Origin of the sequence: Rhodonellum psychrophilum GCM71 = DSM 17998 (genome assembly GCF_000381545.1) — a bacterium.
Classification (GTDB): domain Bacteria; phylum Bacteroidota; class Bacteroidia; order Cytophagales; family Cyclobacteriaceae; genus Rhodonellum; species Rhodonellum psychrophilum.
Genome location: NZ_KB906677.1, coordinates 76,638 through 93,640, shown reverse-complemented (window position 1 = coordinate 93,640; position 17,003 = coordinate 76,638). Strand labels below are relative to the sequence as shown.

The window sequence follows — 17,003 nt, the reverse complement described above, 5'->3', positions numbered from 1 at the left end:
AAAAAAGGAGCAGAAACGCTCCTTTTTTTATGTCTTATAAAATCAGCCTGTATTTTTTTCCAGGTAAGGATTTGATGATTCCTTCAAACTCCAGTCCCAAAAGTTTGGATGCCAAAATGGAAATGGACATCTCGAGTTGAAGGGAAAGTTGATCGATTTCCATTTCTTTTTTCTGCTGCAAGAGTCCAAGGATTTGCTGCTCCTCGATAGGGAAGCTCTCCCAACTTTGGATTTTTGTTTCTCGGCTTTCCAAAGGATTCTCTTTGGACCAAGAAAGTGCCTCTTCCAAATCCTTCACCCCTGTAAAAATGGATGCTTTCATGGATCTGATAAGGTTGTTGCATCCTTCGGAATAAATGGATTGAAGATTGCCTGGAACGGCGAAAACTTCCTTGTTGTAGCTGTAGGCGATTTCAGCGGTGATCAATGCGCCACCTTTTTTCGCTGCTTCCACTACAATCAGTGCATCCGAAAGCCCGGATATGATCCTATTCCTTTTGGGGAAGTTGCCGGGGTGCATTTCACTTCCTGGCTGGAATTCGCTCAAAAGTCCACCGTTTTCCAACATGGACATTGCGGTGTTTTTATGGATGGAAGGATAAATATTGTCTACCGAAGAACCCAATATCCCAATGGTTGGGAGATCATATTGGAGGGCGGCTTTGTGCGCCTCGATGTCAATGCCATAAGCCAAGCCACTGATGATGGTGGGTTGGTAGGGAATGAGGTCTTCAATTATTTTTCTAGTGATGTTTTTTCCGTATTCGGATGCTTGTCTTGTGCCCACGATCCCAATGGCTCTGGCGGGATTCAATGCCGCATTTCCCTTGATGAAAAGAACCAAAGGAGAATCTTCCAAGGCTTTTAATCTGGAGGGGAAGTCAGGATCCTGAAGGGTGAGTACTCTGATGTTTTTTTTATGGCAATTGTTCAGTATTTCCTCGGCCTCTCTGAGGTATTGATTTTTGTTTTTGACGATTTCGGCAAGTTTTGCGCCGATCCTTGGGATTTTGGAAGCCTTGCCGGCAGGAAGGTTGAAAAATGAGGATGCAGAGCCACTGTAGGCGATGATATTTCTATAGGTCGCTGGACCAATTTTTGGAATTAGACTTAATGCTATTTGGTAAAGCTGTGTTTCATTCTGGGGATTTGGCATGTAGTGAGTCCCTGATATCAATTAAAAAACCTTTGATTTGATTGAGTCTGTCCACCATGGCGGACTTGTCATATACCTGATGCGCTTCTTTTTTGATGACTTCTTGAGCCCCCTGAAGCGTAAAACCTTTGACTTTTACCAAATGATAAATGTATCGGATTTTTTCGATGTCATCTTTGGTAAACCTTCGGTTGCCTTTTTTGTCTTTTTTAGGACGGATACTTTCAAACTCTCCCTCCCAATAGCGGATGAGGGAAGGAGCTACTTTAAACATGGTAGCAACTTCTCCTATGGAGTAATACTTTTTCTCTATTTCCCGTTCTTTGTAAGGCACCTTCTTATTCAGCAATTTGTAAAAATCAAAAATAGCAAATAAATCTTTAAGTGGACAGGTGAAATACCCACATTTGCCCGGATTTTTTGACCTAAAATTGGAAAGATAAAATATTTTCTTCCCTGCCGGGTTTTTGATGCGTCTAATTAAATTACAAGACCATGGTAATCAGACTGCATACACCCTTTCCGATTGGTTTTGGAGAAAATCCAGTAGATAAGCCCATAGCTCTTCCGAACAGATGGAAATCAAAACATTTCTTCATTCCGATGACCAGTTAAAAATCCTATCCATGAGCTGCCATTTCGCTCCTTTTTTGGTGCCGGGTAAGCCCTGTTGGTATTTCCACAAATGTGTCTCCCATTCCTGAACTTTAGGGTTGGCTGCATCCATCTTGGATTTGGTTTCAAATGAAAAATCCATTTGCGTTTCCATGATCATGAATAACCGGTTTTCCCACCGGAATATTTCCATGGAAACGACACCAGAATCCCGGATGCTTTCCAGAATTCCGGGCCAAACCGCACGATGATGTTTTTCGTATTCGGATATGAGGTTGGGATCATTTTTCAGATCCAGCGCTAAGCAGAATTTTTTGGTATCCATGTCAAGGGTATTGGAACAGGAATGAGAATATTTTTTGGAAGATAAAAGTTAATCGTTTTTTTGAAACCAAAATGCATTTTGAAATCAATATTGCTTTCTTCCTGATGATGAAAACGGACTGGATTTATAAGAGAAGGGTTTATCCTTAATTACTGATGGGAAAAAAACCAAGGGAGCAGGCTGATCGGTACCTTTCTATTAAAAAATTTGAATCAGAACAACCTTAAGCAATCTTTACTTATAAAAATCAAAATTCACCTTTCATGAAATTGTTAGGTGGTTTCTATTGAGAAGATTAGAACAAACGTCGACCCTAAAAAGTACCAGCTTTAAATTCAATAGATTTTTGCACTCCTCACAACGATGTTTTTAAAATAGATAATTATATTGAACGATATTTTCGAAAAGAACAAATTATGATTGAGCTCCTCAAAAAAGTTAGGACAATTTTTCTTTTTTCCCTGATCTTTTTTTTGGGAGCCCATCAGACGCACGCACAGCTGACGACCGTTGGCAAAGAATTTTGGTTCGGTTTCATGGAAAACAATGCCGTTTTGCCAGATGCACGGGATAGGGGTGTGGTCATCGTTACTGCAAGTGAAACCACCACGGGTTCGATTGTGTATGCCGGCAATTCAGTCAATTTTTCATTGAACCAAGGTCAGCAATTTGTGCTGAATATGGATGATACCGACATGTTGCACCGCAGCTCAGGCGTGGTAGAGAACAAAAGTATTTATATTTCTTCGACGGGAAATGTTTCGGTTTATGCATTCAATGAGCGATACAGAAGTGCAGACGGTACAGTCATCCTCCCATTGGGCACCCTGGGAAAAGACTATTATGTTACTTCTCACTTTGAGACCATGAATGTTCCAGTTCAGTTCAATCCCAACATCAATAATGAAAGTACGCTCTTGGTGGTAGCAGTGGAAAACAATACGCGCATTGAGATCACCCCTTCGGTCTTTACCCTGAATGGCAATGCACCCAATAATCCATTCTTCATAAATCTGAACATGGGTCAAACCTACCAGTTGAAAGCTCGGGCGGACTTGACGGGAACAAGGGTGAGGGTTGTCGGGGACGATGCTGCTGACTGTAAAAACATTGCGGTTTTTGGCGGAAACAAATGGACAAGTGTTGGAGATTGTGGGGGGGCAAATGATCATCTTTTTCAGCAGGCCTATCCAACGAATACCTGGGGGACAGATTTTTTCCATATTCCTCTATTGGGACGAACCTCTGGGGAATTGGTCAAAGTGTTGGCTTCTGAACCTGGTACAACCATCACCTTGGATGGAAACCTGGTGGGGACGATCGATGCAGGAGAATTCCAGACTTTTGATTTTGATCAGGATCAATTGGCCAGCATCCAAACCAACAAGCCCTCCTCTGTTACTGTTTTTGCAAAAAGCCAAGAATGCAATGACATTAATTTGGCGGATTGGGTCAATGGAGATCCCTTTATGATTACCTATAGCCCCAACCAGCAATTGCTGAAGGACATTACCTTCAATGCACTTCAACTCCCTTCCATCACCAACCATTATGTCAATGTGGTCACCAGTACGGCGACTGTTGGCGGTACCCGATTAGATGGAGCAGATATTGGCAATCAATTTTTGCCTTTGCCCCAATCCCCTGATTTCTCCTATGCAAGAATCAATATTCAGCAAGGTGTCCATAAGCTTTCTAATCCAGAAGGTTTTATTGCTTACGTCTATGGTTTTGGATTTTTGGAATCTTATGGTTTTGCAGTCGGAGCCACTTTGGACAACTTGAATTTTCAAGTGGAACCAGAATACGAGTTTGATGTGCAAGGGGAAAAAGTGGCTTGCTTAAATGCCAATGCCCTTTGGGAAATCAATCCGGAAAACCCGATTTTCACCTATTTCATCTGGGATTTTGGGGATGGCACAGCATCCAAAATCGGCAAGGAAGTGAACCATACTTTTACAAAACCGGGAACGTATGAGGTGAAAATTAAGGCTGCCATCAGCCAAGTTTCCTGTGATTTGCAGGAAGAAGTGGTATTTGAGGTAGAAGTGCTAGAAATCACGGGTGTGATTGAGGGAATGCTGGCAGTTTGTCCCAATGTGGAGGAAACTACTTATGATTTTGTGTCGGAGGTTGAATTTACCACTATCGATTGGAGCGTAGTGGGCGGTGTAATTGTCAAGGAAGATGGTTTGTCTGTAACGGTACTCTGGGGAGATACCAATCCCGATGCATCGCTGATGGCGACACCGTTTACTGCCCAAGGTTGTCCAGGCACTTCAGTCACCTTGGGGATCAATATCAATCCCCTCCTCGAACCGAAAGCGCCAGAAGGAAAAGTTAAGGTTTGTTTCGATCCAACCGTTACTTCCCAATATTCCGTGCCGAATCCTTTTGCAGGGAGAAGATTTGAATGGTTGGTTGAAGGCGGGGAAATCGTTTCTGGTGGCGAGTCCCCCACCGTGGAAATAAGGTGGAATATCCCTGGTACAATTGGTCAGGTAGCCTATATCGAGAGAAGTGTTTCCGATGATTTCTGCGCAGGTGAATCACCCAAATTGGCAGTGCAAATCAGCGCGGAATTAACCGCAACATTTAATCAAACAGATGTGCGCTGCTTTGCCGGAAACAATGGCCGCATCGCTGTGGAAGTGCTTGGGGGTGTTGGCCCATATACCTACTCATGGAGCCATGCGGCTTCCTTGAATATTTCTGAAGTGGATAATTTGCTTGTAGGAACCTATTCCGTAACCGTTACGGATGATTTTGGTTGTCAATTCATATTGGACAATATTCTGATCACACAGCCGGATGTTTTGGAAGTGATCAGCATTTCTACACAGGGCGTTTCATGTTTTGGACGCTCCGATGGAGAAGCGGTGATCCAAATCCAGGGAGGATTGCCACCATATGCGCTCGATATCCCTGGCGCCAACATCAATGGACCGGAGATTTCTTTTTTGAATTTGGAAGGAAGGGAATTTTCAGGAATAGTCACAGATGTCAATGGCTGTCAATTGCCGATTTCTTTTACCATTGACTCCCCGGTACCGCTCACTGCAGACGTCAGGATACAGAAATTCAGTTGTCCCGGCGAAGCCAATGGGGAACTGATCGTGGAGCCAACCGGTGATTTTGGTCCCTTTGCTTATCTCTGGGACCATGATGGTTCTCAAAACATGGTGTTGACCGGCGTTCAGAAAGGCGCGTATGTGGTAAACGTTCAAGACAGTCGAGGCTGTATCAGCATCGGTACCGGAGAAATGTTGGAGGAAGAACCAAAAATGAGAATGCCCACCGGTTTCCGACCAGAGGAAGGGTTGTATGAAGGGGTTTCCAATTGTTTATTGTCCTATCAATTATCGATTTACAATCGTTGGGGCGAACTTATTTACCTGGGATCCAAGGGCTGGGACGGGACCGTCCAAGACCAAGAAGCTCCTTTGGGAACTTATATTTATATCATTCAATATGAATACAACCTCAATGGCGAACAGACCAAGAAAGAAACCAAAGGCCTTTTCAGTCTCCTCCGATAAAAAAATCATTTTATAAGCCTATTCTCATTGGTCAATAATCTGAATTTTAGTTTTTTATGTGTCTTAAGTCAAAATTGGAAAGGTTTGAAAATAAATCGATAAATTAGAGGGTCTGCTAGAAAAGCCAAATTTTTGTATGCGTCGATTGGGGAAAGTTGTTTTGTTGGTCTGTTGGATGCTGCTGGGGCTTTCTTATTTCAATGTCGCCCATGCGCAGATTTCCACCGTTGGCAGGGAGTTCTATTTGGGTTTTATGGAAAATAACCGGATCGAACCCAATAGACCTGACCTAGCCTCCATTGTCATTTCCGCAAATGAGGATGCCGCCGGAGTCATTCAATATACCAATGCTACCATAGAATTTTCACTGGCCGCAGGAGAGCAGTTTGTGTATAAATTCCCTGTGGATGGTTTGGACATCATTCACCGCACATCAGGTCTGGTCGAAAATAAAGGTGTTTATATTGGGTCCTCCGGGAATATCGCTGTCCACGCCTTCAATTTTCGGGATCGATCAGCAGACGGCACCATTATTTTACCCTTGGCTTCCTTGGGAAAGGATTATTGGGTGACCGCGCACCAGGAAGATTTTGCGCCTGGTGTTTTGGGAGGCGGAAATGTCAATTTTGAAAGCACGCTTTTGGTCATTGCCATCGAGGACAATACGGATATCGTGATCGTCCCAGCTTCTCCCACAGTGAATACGATCCCCGCGGGAGCACCCATCAATGTAACCCTGAACAAAGGGCAAAGTTATCAGATCAAAGGAACAAGGGACCTCACCGGTTCAAGGGTTAGCGTGGTAGGGTCTGATGCTGAGAATTGCAAAAACATAGTGGTTTTTGGGGGGAATAAAATGACCAGTATCGGGACGGATTGCGAAGGGACGACAGGGGATCATTTGTTTCAACAGATTTACCCAACTTTTGCTTGGGGAAAAGAATACATCCATATTCCTTTCAAGGGAAGGACTTCCGGCGAAATGATCAAGGTATTGGCTTCTGAAAACAACACCCAGGTTTTTGTCAATGGGGATTTGAAAAGTACCTTGAATGCTGGGAAATTCGTCTCCTTCGTTTTTGGCCAGGATGAATTCGCAAATATTACCACTTCCAAACCTACAGCTGTTACAGCCTTTGCCAAAAGTCAGGGCTGCAATATCCAGAATGGACCTTTGGCCAGTCTTGGAGATCCTTCCATGGTCACTTACAGTCCCAATCCCCAATTGATCAAGAGGGTTGTTTTTTCAGCCGTTTCCGTAGTCGGAATTGTCAACCACTATGTCAATGTCATCACCAAAACCTCCGGTGCTGCCAATACGCTCTTGGATGGATCCCCTATAGGAGGACAATTCTTACCTGTTCCCGGAAATCCAGAATACGCCTTTGCACAGGTGGAAATCTCTTCTGGTAGCCACACCTTATCCAATCCGGAAGGTCTCATCGGATATGTCTACGGCTCGGGCTTTATCGAATCCTATGCCTATGCTGCCGGAGCAAGTTTGAACAATCTCAATTTTGAAACCGAAGTCGAATACGATTTTGAGGTGGAAGGTGATAAAGTGGCCTGTTTGGGCGAAACAGGGAGCTGGACCGCAATTCCCCAAAACCCATTGTTTGAAATATTCGAATGGACCTTTGGGGATGGAACGCCGATGCAGGAAGGAAAAACAGTCAACCACAAATTCGAGAATGCAGGAACCTATCAAGTCAAAATAGTTGCCTTGTCTGGAGACAGATCCTGCAATCAAATCGAAGAAGCTTTTTTTGAGGTCAATGTGGTCGAAACAAGCGGAGAAATAGAAGGGCCCGAAAACGTTTGTCCCTTGATCGATGAATCACTTTATGTTTTCGAGAACCCTGAAAATACAGCTCGGGTGGATTGGGAGGTCGAAGGCGGAGAAATCACCGAGGCAACGGATTTTTCGGTGCGCATCCTATGGGGAAATGCCAATCCAGATGCAAAAGTCAGGGCCATTCCCATTACCCAGGAGGGTTGCAGGGGAGTACCTGTTTTGTTTGAGGTTTTTGTCAACGAAAGCATCGTGCCCGGATTGGCAAAAGGGCCCGATCAGATTTGTTTTTTGAAGAATGAAAAATATTCCTACCAAGTCAAAGATTTGGTCAACGACAGGAAATACAAATGGTTTGTGGAGGGAGGAATCCTCCTGTCCGGTGGGACTGAACCGGAAGTAGAAATCCAGTGGTCGGGCGTCGGGACAGAGGGCCTGATTTGGTATGAGGAATTTAGCGAACTGAATCCTTCCTGTGGAGGGGTATCCAAAAAACTGGTGGTCAAAGTCAATCCGCCCATGGAAGCCACGGTCAAAGAAATCACCGATTTTATTTGCTTTGGTTCCGGCACGGGAAAAATTGAGGTGGAGGCAAAGGGAGGTTCAGGGATTTATACGTACGAATGGTCACATGATTCGACCTTGAATGCACCCCTTGCCGATCAGTTGCCTGCAGGGATTTATCAGCTCAAAGTATCGGATGCGGGAGGATGCGAGGTGATCTTTGAATCACTCTCCATACAGGAATCCTCTGAAATGGAACTGTTCGGGGAAATCCAAACCACGCCCGCAACTTGCTTCATCTCTGCGGATGGTACGGCAACGATTAAGATTATAGGTGGGCTGCCTCCCTATACAATCAATACTACAGATGCAATATCATTAAGTAATGAAATTCAAGTATTTAATCTTATCGTAGGAGAATATAGTTTAAGTGTTTTTGACCAACTCAATTGCGAATTCCCCATCAGTTTCAGTATTGCCTCACCACCTCCCTTGTCCGCCGAATTTGAGGTGGCGAGGTTTCCCTGCCCGGGATTTTCCAATGGAAATCTATTGGCCACCCCTCAGGGAGGTGTGGGGCCCTACACGCTTTCTTGGCTCCATGACGGGACTTCCGGGATTTCTCTTACGGGTATTTCCAGTGGGAATTATGGACTGAACATCACTGACGCAAGAGGATGCAGCCAGATAGTTTATGGGGAAATGCGGGAGACTGCCCCACAGGTGAGAATGCCGACTGGCTTCAATCCACTGGACGGATTGTTCCAAGGCGTGAGCAATTGTGATATCAGTTTCCAATTGATGGTCTTCAATAAATGGGGAGAATTGATCTATGTGGGAACGCAGGGTTGGGATGGAAAAGTCAAAGGGAATGTGGTGCCAACCGGAACCTATACTTACCTGACTGAGTATTCCTTCACCCTGGAAAACGAAATCCAAAACCGACAAATCAGGGGAGTCTTTACCTTGATCAATAATTAAGGAAATTCTTTGGCTGATATGCAATTACCCAAAGAATTGAATGGATTGTTTAAGAATTGGTTTACTTTTGAAATACTTAATGTTTAACCCCTTTGATGGCGATGAAAAAAATACTCATTACCGGTGGTGCCGGATACATTGGATCCCATACAGCAATTGCAATGGTCAATTCAGGTTTTGAACCTGTCATATTGGATGATTTTTCAAACTCCGAAAAATCAATGCTTGTTGGGTTGAGGGATATTCTAGGTCGGGATATCCAATGTTACGAAGGAAATTGCAATGACAAGACCTTTCTCGAGCAGGTTTTTGCAGAAAATGATTTTTTGGGCGTCATTCACTTTGCAGCCTTCAAGGCCGTTGGAGAAAGCACCCAAAAACCACTGAAGTATTATGCCAACAACATTGGTTCTTTGCTCGTCCTTTTGGAAACCATGGAAAAATTTGAGGTCAAGAATCTCGTTTTTTCCTCTTCCTGCACCGTTTATGGCCAGCCGGATGTGCTTCCAGTTTTGGAAAGCACCCCAAGAAAAGATGCCGAAAGCCCTTACGGGAACACAAAAAAAATAGGGGAGGACATTCTCCGTGATTATATCAAGAGCAAGCCTGGCGCAAGAGCGATTGCTTTGCGTTATTTCAATCCGATTGGTGCACATCCCAGTGCAGCCATTGGAGAATTGCCGCTCGGTGTACCGGCGAACTTGGTTCCCTTTATCACCCAGACGGCTGTTGGGATCAGGGAGAAACTGACGCTTTATGGAAATGATTACGACACCGTAGACGGTACCTGTGTGCGAGATTACATCCATGTCATGGATCTGGCAGATGCCCATGTGAAAGCACTTGAGTATCTTGCCCAACAGGAACTCGATTTTTTTGACCTCTTCAATGTAGGCACTGGAAACGGCAATACCGTTTTGGAAGTAATTCATGCTTTTGAAAAAGTTTCAGGCATGCCGCTGAATTACCAAGTGGGCCCAAGAAGGCCAGGAGATGTTGAAAAAACCTGGGCAAATACAGATAAAATTAACAGCAAGCTTGGATGGAAAGCCCAATACAGCCTAGAGGATTCTCTGAGGGATTCCTGGAAATGGCAGCAGAAGCTGGAAGAATCCCGCGTGTTGAAATAATCGAACAAGTTTATAACCACCAATAGCGATAGCCCTGAGAAATCAGGGCTATTTTTTTGCACTGGGAAATAGATTTGGGTTCAAAATGATTTTTTTTTCCAATCCTGAATCATAAAAATCATTCCTGATTTTGGCACTTTAAAACTGGTTCTGTGGTTATTCCTTTCGACAAGAGGAAAAGAAATTTTATTTTCATTTCCATTCGAATGATTTTCATTTGAAACTAAATTTTTATAGGATCAGCCGATTTTCCTGGATTGTACATTACGGTAGAGCGGTATTTTCGTTTGATTCAAAAATTTTGGCTTAGTCCATCCATACATAAAAAAAAACATAAATGACACAAGTAAAAGCATACGCTGCCCAGAAAGCAGACCAACCTTTGGCACCTTTTCAACTGGAAAGAAGAGAGCCAGGACTAAAGGACGTTGAAATTGAGATTTTGTATTGCGGTGTTTGTCACTCTGACATTCACGTTGCCCGAAACGAATGGGGAGGAACCATGTACCCAATCGTCCCCGGCCACGAAATCGTCGGGAAAGTCACCAGAATTGGTGCTGAGGTTACGAACCACAAAATCGGTGATACTGTTGGCGTGGGCTGTTTTGTGGATTCTTGCGGGCATTGCAACAATTGTGAGGAGGATTTGGAACAATACTGTGAAAACGGACATTCCCAAACTTACAATTCCCTTTTGCAGGACAAAAAAACCATCACCTACGGTGGATATTCCACACATATCGTGGTAACCGAGAAGTTTGTCTTGAAGGTTTCTGACAAGCTGCCTTTGGAAGCCGTTGCGCCCCTGCTTTGTGCAGGGATCACGACCTACTCTCCTTTGAGACATTGGAATGTTCAAAAAGGAGATAAGATAGCTGTAGTAGGTTTGGGTGGATTGGGCCATATGGCTGTCAAAATCGCCGCTGCCATGGGAGCAGAAGTGACGATGCTGAGCAGATCAGCAGGAAAAGCCAAGGATGCCGAAAGATTGGGTGCCCATCATTTTGAACTGACCACCGACCCAGCAAACCTTAAGAAAATGGCGAATAGTTTCAGCCATATCATCGATACCGTTTCGGGACAACACAATTACATGGAATATCTTTCCCTATTGAAAACCGATGGGGTGATGGTGCTTTTGGGTGTTCCCCCAATGCCGGAAACCATCCATGCAGGCGCTTTGATCGGAGGAAGAAAAAGTCTTGTCGGTTCTTTGGTGGGCGGTATCAAGGAAACCCAGGAAATGCTGGACTTCTGTGCCGAACACAACATTGTTTCAGATGTGGAAGTCATCAACATCGACCAAATCAATGAGGCCTATGAGCGGACCATTGCAGGTGACGTGCATTACCGATTTGTCATCGATATGGCTTCGCTGAGCAAGTAAAAAAACAACCAGAAAAAAGCTAGTCCGTGCAGACCCAAATCTTTCCATCAAGCCAATACTGGCACTGGGGAATCTTGATCTGCACGGATTTTTTTGTTTCAATGTCCTACATTTCCCAACCAGGACGAACGCTTTCCCGGATATATTGATCCGCTTCGGGCATTTCTTTTGCCTTCATGTTTTCATAATCCCATTCAATCTTTTTTCCTCCCAACCTTAGGGAAAGTACACCCAACAAGGTCAACTCCGTCAATCTTGCCCCATATTCAAAATTAGAGCTGGCAGGTTTTCCGGTTTTGATGGCTTCAATCCAATCGCTGTAATGACCTTTTGACCTTTCAAGAGTTTGTTTGGGTGCTTTGATATTGTTCCTGACATTTTCGGGGAATACCTGAGGGGTCCGGTTGCCACCATCGTTGATAATCACGCCCTTTTCTCCCACAAACATGGAGCCTCTTCTCGGATAGGTGTAGCCTCTGGGTAACATAGGGTGGAGGTCTGGAGTCAATCCACCGGAATACCAAGTCAGCTTCAGCGCTTTCTGGTCACCCTTCTCCGCAAAATGATAATAACCGATCTCGCCATAAGGTGCAATTTCGGAGTTGCTAAATCCCGCAGGAAAGATCTGGACAGATTCAGGCGCTTTCAAGTTGAATGCCCAGGTGGCAGCATCCAAATCATGGCAGCCAAAATCACCCAAAGCGCCACAGCCGTAGGCCCAAAAATCCCTCCAGGTGACAGGAACATAATCTTTGTGGAAGTCCACTTTTTCCCTTGGCCCGATCCATTGGTCCCAATCAAAACCCACCGGCAAAGTGGTTTTGCCTTGTGGAAGTCCTTGCAATCCCGATAGCCATCTGCCGGCAGGAACCCAGGCATAGGCTTCGGTGACTTTTCCGATCACGCCTGCCCGGAGATACTCCACCGTTTCCCGAATCCCATCGGTGCTGTGGCCAGGATTGCCCATTTGGGTGGCAAGACCACTTTCTTTTGCGACTTTGGCCACTTCTCGGGCTTCCCAGATGTTGTGGGTCAGGGGTTTTTCGCAGTACACATGTTTGCCAGCTTTCAGCGCCATCAAGGAAATGTAAGCGTGGGTATGGTCAGGAGTGGAGCAAATGATGCCATCTAGACCTTTTTCCTTCTCCATCATTTCCCTGAAATCAGTGTATTCACCTATTTTGGTAGTGATATTTTGCTGCGCATAATGGTCTTCCAATAGCTCGATTACCGGACCTCGCCCGGCTTCTGATTTATAATAAAAATCCGCCAGATTCCAATAATTGGAAGGATCTGAAAGGGCTGTGATGCGGACATTGGGCAAGACCATGAAATCTTCAACATTTTGCCGCCCTTTGCCACCTGCCCCGATGATGCCCAAACTCACTTGGTCACTGGGAGCAGTAAAATCTTTACCTCCCAAAACATGCCTCGGGACGATCATAAATCCTGCCGCGGAGAGTGCGGCCCCTTTTACAAAATCCCTTCTTGAAATATCCTTCCCTGGAGCAGCTACTTTTTTCATGGTTGTTTTGGGTTAATTGCTGATATCTACCAGCTTTGGAGCCTTAATCTAAAAATAAATAAAATGGATCTTGAAAAAAATGTTATCAAAGGTTTATCGCTGATGCAAAGACCAATGTTGTCAAAAATGAATCAAAGTTCATTTCCAAGTTGGCTTTGAATGTTTACCAGGGAAAAGAGTTTCGTTTAACCCGAAATATGGATTAGGCTAACGAATGGCATTGTAACGGAAAGAAAATCAGACTGTTTGGTGAATAATGTGTCATCTAATCAGATGAAGTAAAAAACAATAAACAACTGACTGATTTTTAGGTGATTCTAGGCCGGAATAGAATTGATGATGCATAAAACGGGTTTAATCTTTTCATTCGGAAAAGTGAAGCGGTGCCCAAATTTGGGGAGATTGAAAATCAAAGGGAATTTGGAAAGGGAAGAGTGGGGGAGAAACCTTTTTATGGAATACAACGGAAAGTGAGGTGTCCGGATCAGTCGTACCAAACCAGTTTTGCATCGATGATTTCACCATCAACCCATCGCAATTGTAACTTTTTATCCATTTTGGAAATTTTCAGGATGGCGAAATCATAGACTTCCGGAACACTGTCGGAAAAATTAATCCTATACTCATCTCCGTGGTAGTTCCGCATCGCGTATGATTTCGGATAAGCTTTCTTAAAAGCCAATATATCCAGGTTCGATAAGAATACTCCGTCAATGGTGACTTTTTCAGGTTGCTTAAACACCATGCCCATGACCCGATTTTCTCTTGTGATTAACCTCAGATTTTCGCTTTCCAGGAATTGATACCTGTTATTCGAAGCTTCGGGTTTCAGCTCAAAAAAGGCTAAAAGCTCTTCCGTGGTTTTATCCAATATCGGTTCCCCAAAGTAGCCAATGCGGGTATGGGAAACACTGTCGAGATCCTTCAACAATAATTCCAACCGTCTGATATCATCCATTGCCCCCAACCAAACAGGAGTATCCCCACGGGTAAATTTGTCGATGATTATTTCCCCTCCATCTTCCCCTGCAAAGAGACTGTAGGATTGATTGTCTTCTAGTGGTGTCTTTTCCTGACAACTTATGAGCACCAAAAATAGGGCAAGGAACAAAATTGAGAAGGGACTGAAGAATTCATTTTTCAAAGGAATCGTATTTTGGAATGCGTATTTAAGAAAATCCTAACTTATTGATTTTGGATTTTATTGTCAATATTTAAACTATAAAAATATTTGAAGTAGGAAGTTAAAACAAAGGTTTAAAATCTTAATCCAAATACTGCTTATCAAATAACCAATTATTCAATGATCCTATACAAGGTGATCAAAAAAAAAACTCTCAGACTGTTTTGGAAGGCAGTCTGAGAGTGTATTATGCTTTCAAAGATTTCCCTAAGAATAGCAGTATTTATTTTAGCTCTATTTGGAAATAGAGCTTTCTAATTATTGAAAATTCGATCCGATATTTCCTTGGGCCACGATTGTGGCTAGGTTTGCCGCACTCAAATGAACATTGACATAGCCATCAACTGTTAAGATTTGTGCATAGGTATAGCTTGCTTCATTGTCCATCATTCCTGATCTGGTATCACTTACGCTCATGCCAGTAGTTCCATTGACAGGCTTGAAGGTAAAGAGAATTCCACCACCTACAGCAGCACTATTCTGATGGATATGGGCTGGATGCATCCCTCCATCAGGAGTTCCTGAAAGGGTAATGGTTGCCAGAGCAAAACCATTGATTCGCTTTTGGAAAGTAATTTCTCCTGAGATTCCAGCAACTGCACTTTCATTCAAGGGATAGGTTTTTGACTCACCTGTCAATTCATTGGACCCGATATCACCTTGGGCGACGATTGTTCCTAAATTATCAGCGCTTAAGTGCACGTTCACGTAACCATCTACGTCCAAGATTTCAGCATAAGAATAACCTGTTTCGCCATCCATCATTCCCGCTTTTGTATCTGTTCTGCTTATTCCTGTTGTTCCATTCACTGGATTGAAGGTAAATTCAATTCCTCCACCGATGGCGGCAGCGTTTGCATGAATATGTGCAGGATGCATCCCTCCATCAGGAGTACCAGTCAAAGTGATCGTTGCCAGGGCAAAACCATTTACCCTTTGCTCAAATTTAATTTCGCCAGAGATACCATCTATAGCCACTTTGTTCAAGGCATAAGTTTTAGAAACACCTGTCAATTCATTGGATCCAATGTCGCCTTGGGCTACTATAGTACCAAGATTATCTGCACTTAAGTGTACATTGACATAGCCATCTATTTCCAATATTTCAGCATAAGTAAATCCATCTTCTCCATTCATCATTCCTGCACGTGAATCTGTTTTGCTCATGCCTGTTGTTCCATTCACGGGATTGAAAGTGAATTCAATACCTCCACCTGTAGCAGCAGAATTTGCATGAATGTGTGCAGGATGTATTCCTCCATCAGGAGTGCCGGCCAGTGTAATGGTTGCCAAGGCAAAGCCATTTATCCTTTCCTGAAAAGTTATTTCACCCGAGATTCCTGCAACAGCAGCTTCGTTCAAGTCATAGGTTTTGGAAACACCAGTCAATTCATTGGATCCGATATCGCCTTGGGCAACCACAGTGGCAAGGTCATTGGCGCTGAGGTGCACATTGATATATCCATCGTAAGCAAGCAAATCACTGAATCTAATGGCCGTACCATCATCTTCTTGAGTAATGTTGGTTTCACTTACACCTGTGGTTCCGTTGACTGGCGTAAGGGAAACGGCGATTCCGCCACCAACAGCCGCAGAATTAAAATGAATGTGTGCAGGATGTTGACCGCCATCAGGCGTTCCTTCCAACGTAATGGTCAACTTGGTATTTCCTGTGGAGGTTTCTTCCAATAAAGCTGTTCCGCTGATGCCCGAATTTCCAACAGGGTCCAAATCATAACTTTTCGTTTGTCCAGTGAAAATTGCCTCAGGATCAATTGTTGGAGTGTCATCTAATTATGCCGAATTCAACCAGTTTTATAAGAAAAATTACAATTCAAATATCGATTTACTTATAAACCCAGAATTATTAAGTACAAATACTGAAATTGCAACACTCAGTGCATTGTGGTTTTTTCAAAATAAGGTTTTAAATTCAGTTAAAATAGATAATAAGACTAATGTGGAAGATGTAACCTTGAAAATTAATGGCGGAGTAAACGGTCTTGAACACCGCACAAGTCTATTCTATAAAACATTAGAATTCATTAAATGCTTATAAAAAAAAATATAATATGAAAAAGTCTTTAAAATTTAGAACAGCAATGTTGATATTAATATCATTAATATCTTTAGTTGGATTTCGATTAATTGTAACTCAGATGGCAAATCAAGATTTGAATGGAATCTGGATTTCCACTGATGATTTAAAATGGATTTGGGAATTTAAGAACGATGATAAAATTTATAGTTTTTATAATGGAAAATTGATCAACACTTATTCTTTTTCCTTTGAAAAAACAAGTCCTCAATGTGGCCAGATTGTAGATGAAGGCCCACTTTTTGAATATTTAAAAATAATAAATATTAATGATTCTCAAGACATCCAATGTTACGAAATCCTAAGCAAGGATGAAGATATCTTACAAATTAGACCTTTTGGAAGAGGAGGTTCAATTACTTTTAAAAAATCTAATTCTGCATTGGATGATCCGGATGATGACTTTGACTATGGTGACGGAGACCAACAATTTCTCCCTTAGTAAGTATAAAGGCTTCCATTACGGGGAGCCTTTATTCTTTTTATCTTTTGTATGTCTTAGGAAATGGAATGTTCAATCTTGATAAATACAATGTAATTACCTGAATCAAAACAACTCTACAATACTTTGAGACACTTTCAGGATCGAGGCCCTATTCTTTGGATTTTATTTTATAAACTTTCGACATCTTCCGTGTCTTAGTCCCCTATGTATGATTGACTGATAGTTTTTCGACAATTTGAAAATGTGTACAAAAGCAGAAAGTCCTTGATTTCTCAAGGACTTTTGCGGAATGGACAGCCTGTCCCGTAAGAACGGGAGGAGGC

12 protein-coding genes are annotated in these 17,003 nt (G+C 43.1%); 6 read left to right on the top strand and 6 right to left on the bottom strand.

Annotation, left to right across the window (positions count from 1 at the left end; translation table 11 throughout):
• Positions 1-34: 34 nt before the first annotated feature.
• The 3 genes from dprA to F824_RS0109625 form a co-directional block, all read right to left on the bottom strand.
• Positions 35-1,156: a DNA-processing protein DprA gene (gene dprA, locus F824_RS0109635; protein ID WP_019597675.1), complete on the bottom strand. Its 1,122-nt coding sequence runs from the start codon at positions 1,154-1,156 to the stop codon at positions 35-37.
• Entirely contained in the window at positions 1,137-1,490 is a 354-nt protein-coding gene (locus F824_RS0109630; RefSeq protein ID WP_026333615.1) for a MerR family transcriptional regulator, read from the bottom strand. Before F824_RS0109630 ends, dprA begins: the two co-directional genes overlap by 20 nt.
• A 261-nt stretch (positions 1,491-1,751) precedes the next feature.
• On the bottom strand, positions 1,752-2,096 hold the full coding sequence (locus tag F824_RS0109625) for an L-rhamnose mutarotase (protein ID WP_019597673.1): 345 nt from the start codon (positions 2,094-2,096) through the stop codon (positions 1,752-1,754).
• A gap of 416 nt (positions 2,097-2,512) precedes the next feature.
• Between F824_RS0109625 and F824_RS0109620 the strand changes: the two genes are divergently transcribed.
• The 4 genes from F824_RS0109620 (at position 2,513) to F824_RS0109605 (ending at position 11,429) form a co-directional block, all read left to right on the top strand.
• Positions 2,513-5,635, top strand: coding sequence for a PKD domain-containing protein (locus F824_RS0109620; protein ID WP_019597672.1), 3,123 nt, complete (start codon positions 2,513-2,515; stop codon positions 5,633-5,635).
• A 136-nt stretch (positions 5,636-5,771) separates the two neighbouring features.
• Positions 5,772-8,912, top strand: a complete 3,141-nt coding sequence (locus tag F824_RS0109615; RefSeq protein ID WP_031327002.1) for a PKD domain-containing protein — start codon at positions 5,772-5,774, stop codon at positions 8,910-8,912.
• 101 nt (positions 8,913-9,013) lie between these two features.
• Complete coding sequence (gene galE, locus F824_RS0109610) at positions 9,014-10,042, top strand: UDP-glucose 4-epimerase GalE (protein WP_033405281.1); 1,029 nt, start codon at positions 9,014-9,016, stop codon at positions 10,040-10,042.
• A 337-nt stretch (positions 10,043-10,379) separates the two neighbouring features.
• On the top strand, positions 10,380-11,429 hold the full coding sequence (locus tag F824_RS0109605) for an NAD(P)-dependent alcohol dehydrogenase (protein ID WP_019597669.1): 1,050 nt from the start codon (positions 10,380-10,382) through the stop codon (positions 11,427-11,429).
• Positions 11,430-11,535: 106 nt separating this feature from the next.
• Here F824_RS0109605 and F824_RS0109600 read toward each other — a convergent pair whose 3' ends face one another.
• The 3 genes from F824_RS0109600 to F824_RS25730 form a co-directional block, all read right to left on the bottom strand.
• The gene (locus tag F824_RS0109600) at positions 11,536-12,954 is read right to left on the bottom strand and encodes a Gfo/Idh/MocA family protein (protein ID WP_019597668.1); all 1,419 of its coding nucleotides are present in this window, start codon (positions 12,952-12,954) and stop codon (positions 11,536-11,538) included.
• Positions 12,955-13,438: 484 nt separating this feature from the next.
• The gene (locus F824_RS0109590; protein ID WP_019597666.1) at positions 13,439-14,098 is read right to left on the bottom strand and encodes a hypothetical protein; all 660 of its coding nucleotides are present in this window, start codon (positions 14,096-14,098) and stop codon (positions 13,439-13,441) included.
• Between the two features lie 297 nt (positions 14,099-14,395).
• A complete protein-coding gene (locus tag F824_RS25730; protein ID WP_019597665.1) occupies positions 14,396-15,868 on the bottom strand; it encodes a CHRD domain-containing protein in 1,473 nt (490 codons plus the stop codon).
• Between the two features lie 22 nt (positions 15,869-15,890).
• Between F824_RS25730 and F824_RS0109580 the strand changes: the two genes are divergently transcribed.
• Both F824_RS0109580 and F824_RS0109575 read left to right on the top strand, forming a co-directional pair.
• Positions 15,891-16,196 (top strand): hypothetical protein, encoded by a 306-nt coding sequence (locus F824_RS0109580; protein ID WP_019597664.1) that lies wholly within the window; start codon positions 15,891-15,893, stop codon positions 16,194-16,196.
• 13 nt (positions 16,197-16,209) lie between these two features.
• Positions 16,210-16,677 (top strand): hypothetical protein, encoded by a 468-nt coding sequence (locus F824_RS0109575; protein ID WP_139189770.1) that lies wholly within the window; start codon positions 16,210-16,212, stop codon positions 16,675-16,677.
• Positions 16,678-17,003: the final 326 nt, after the last annotated feature.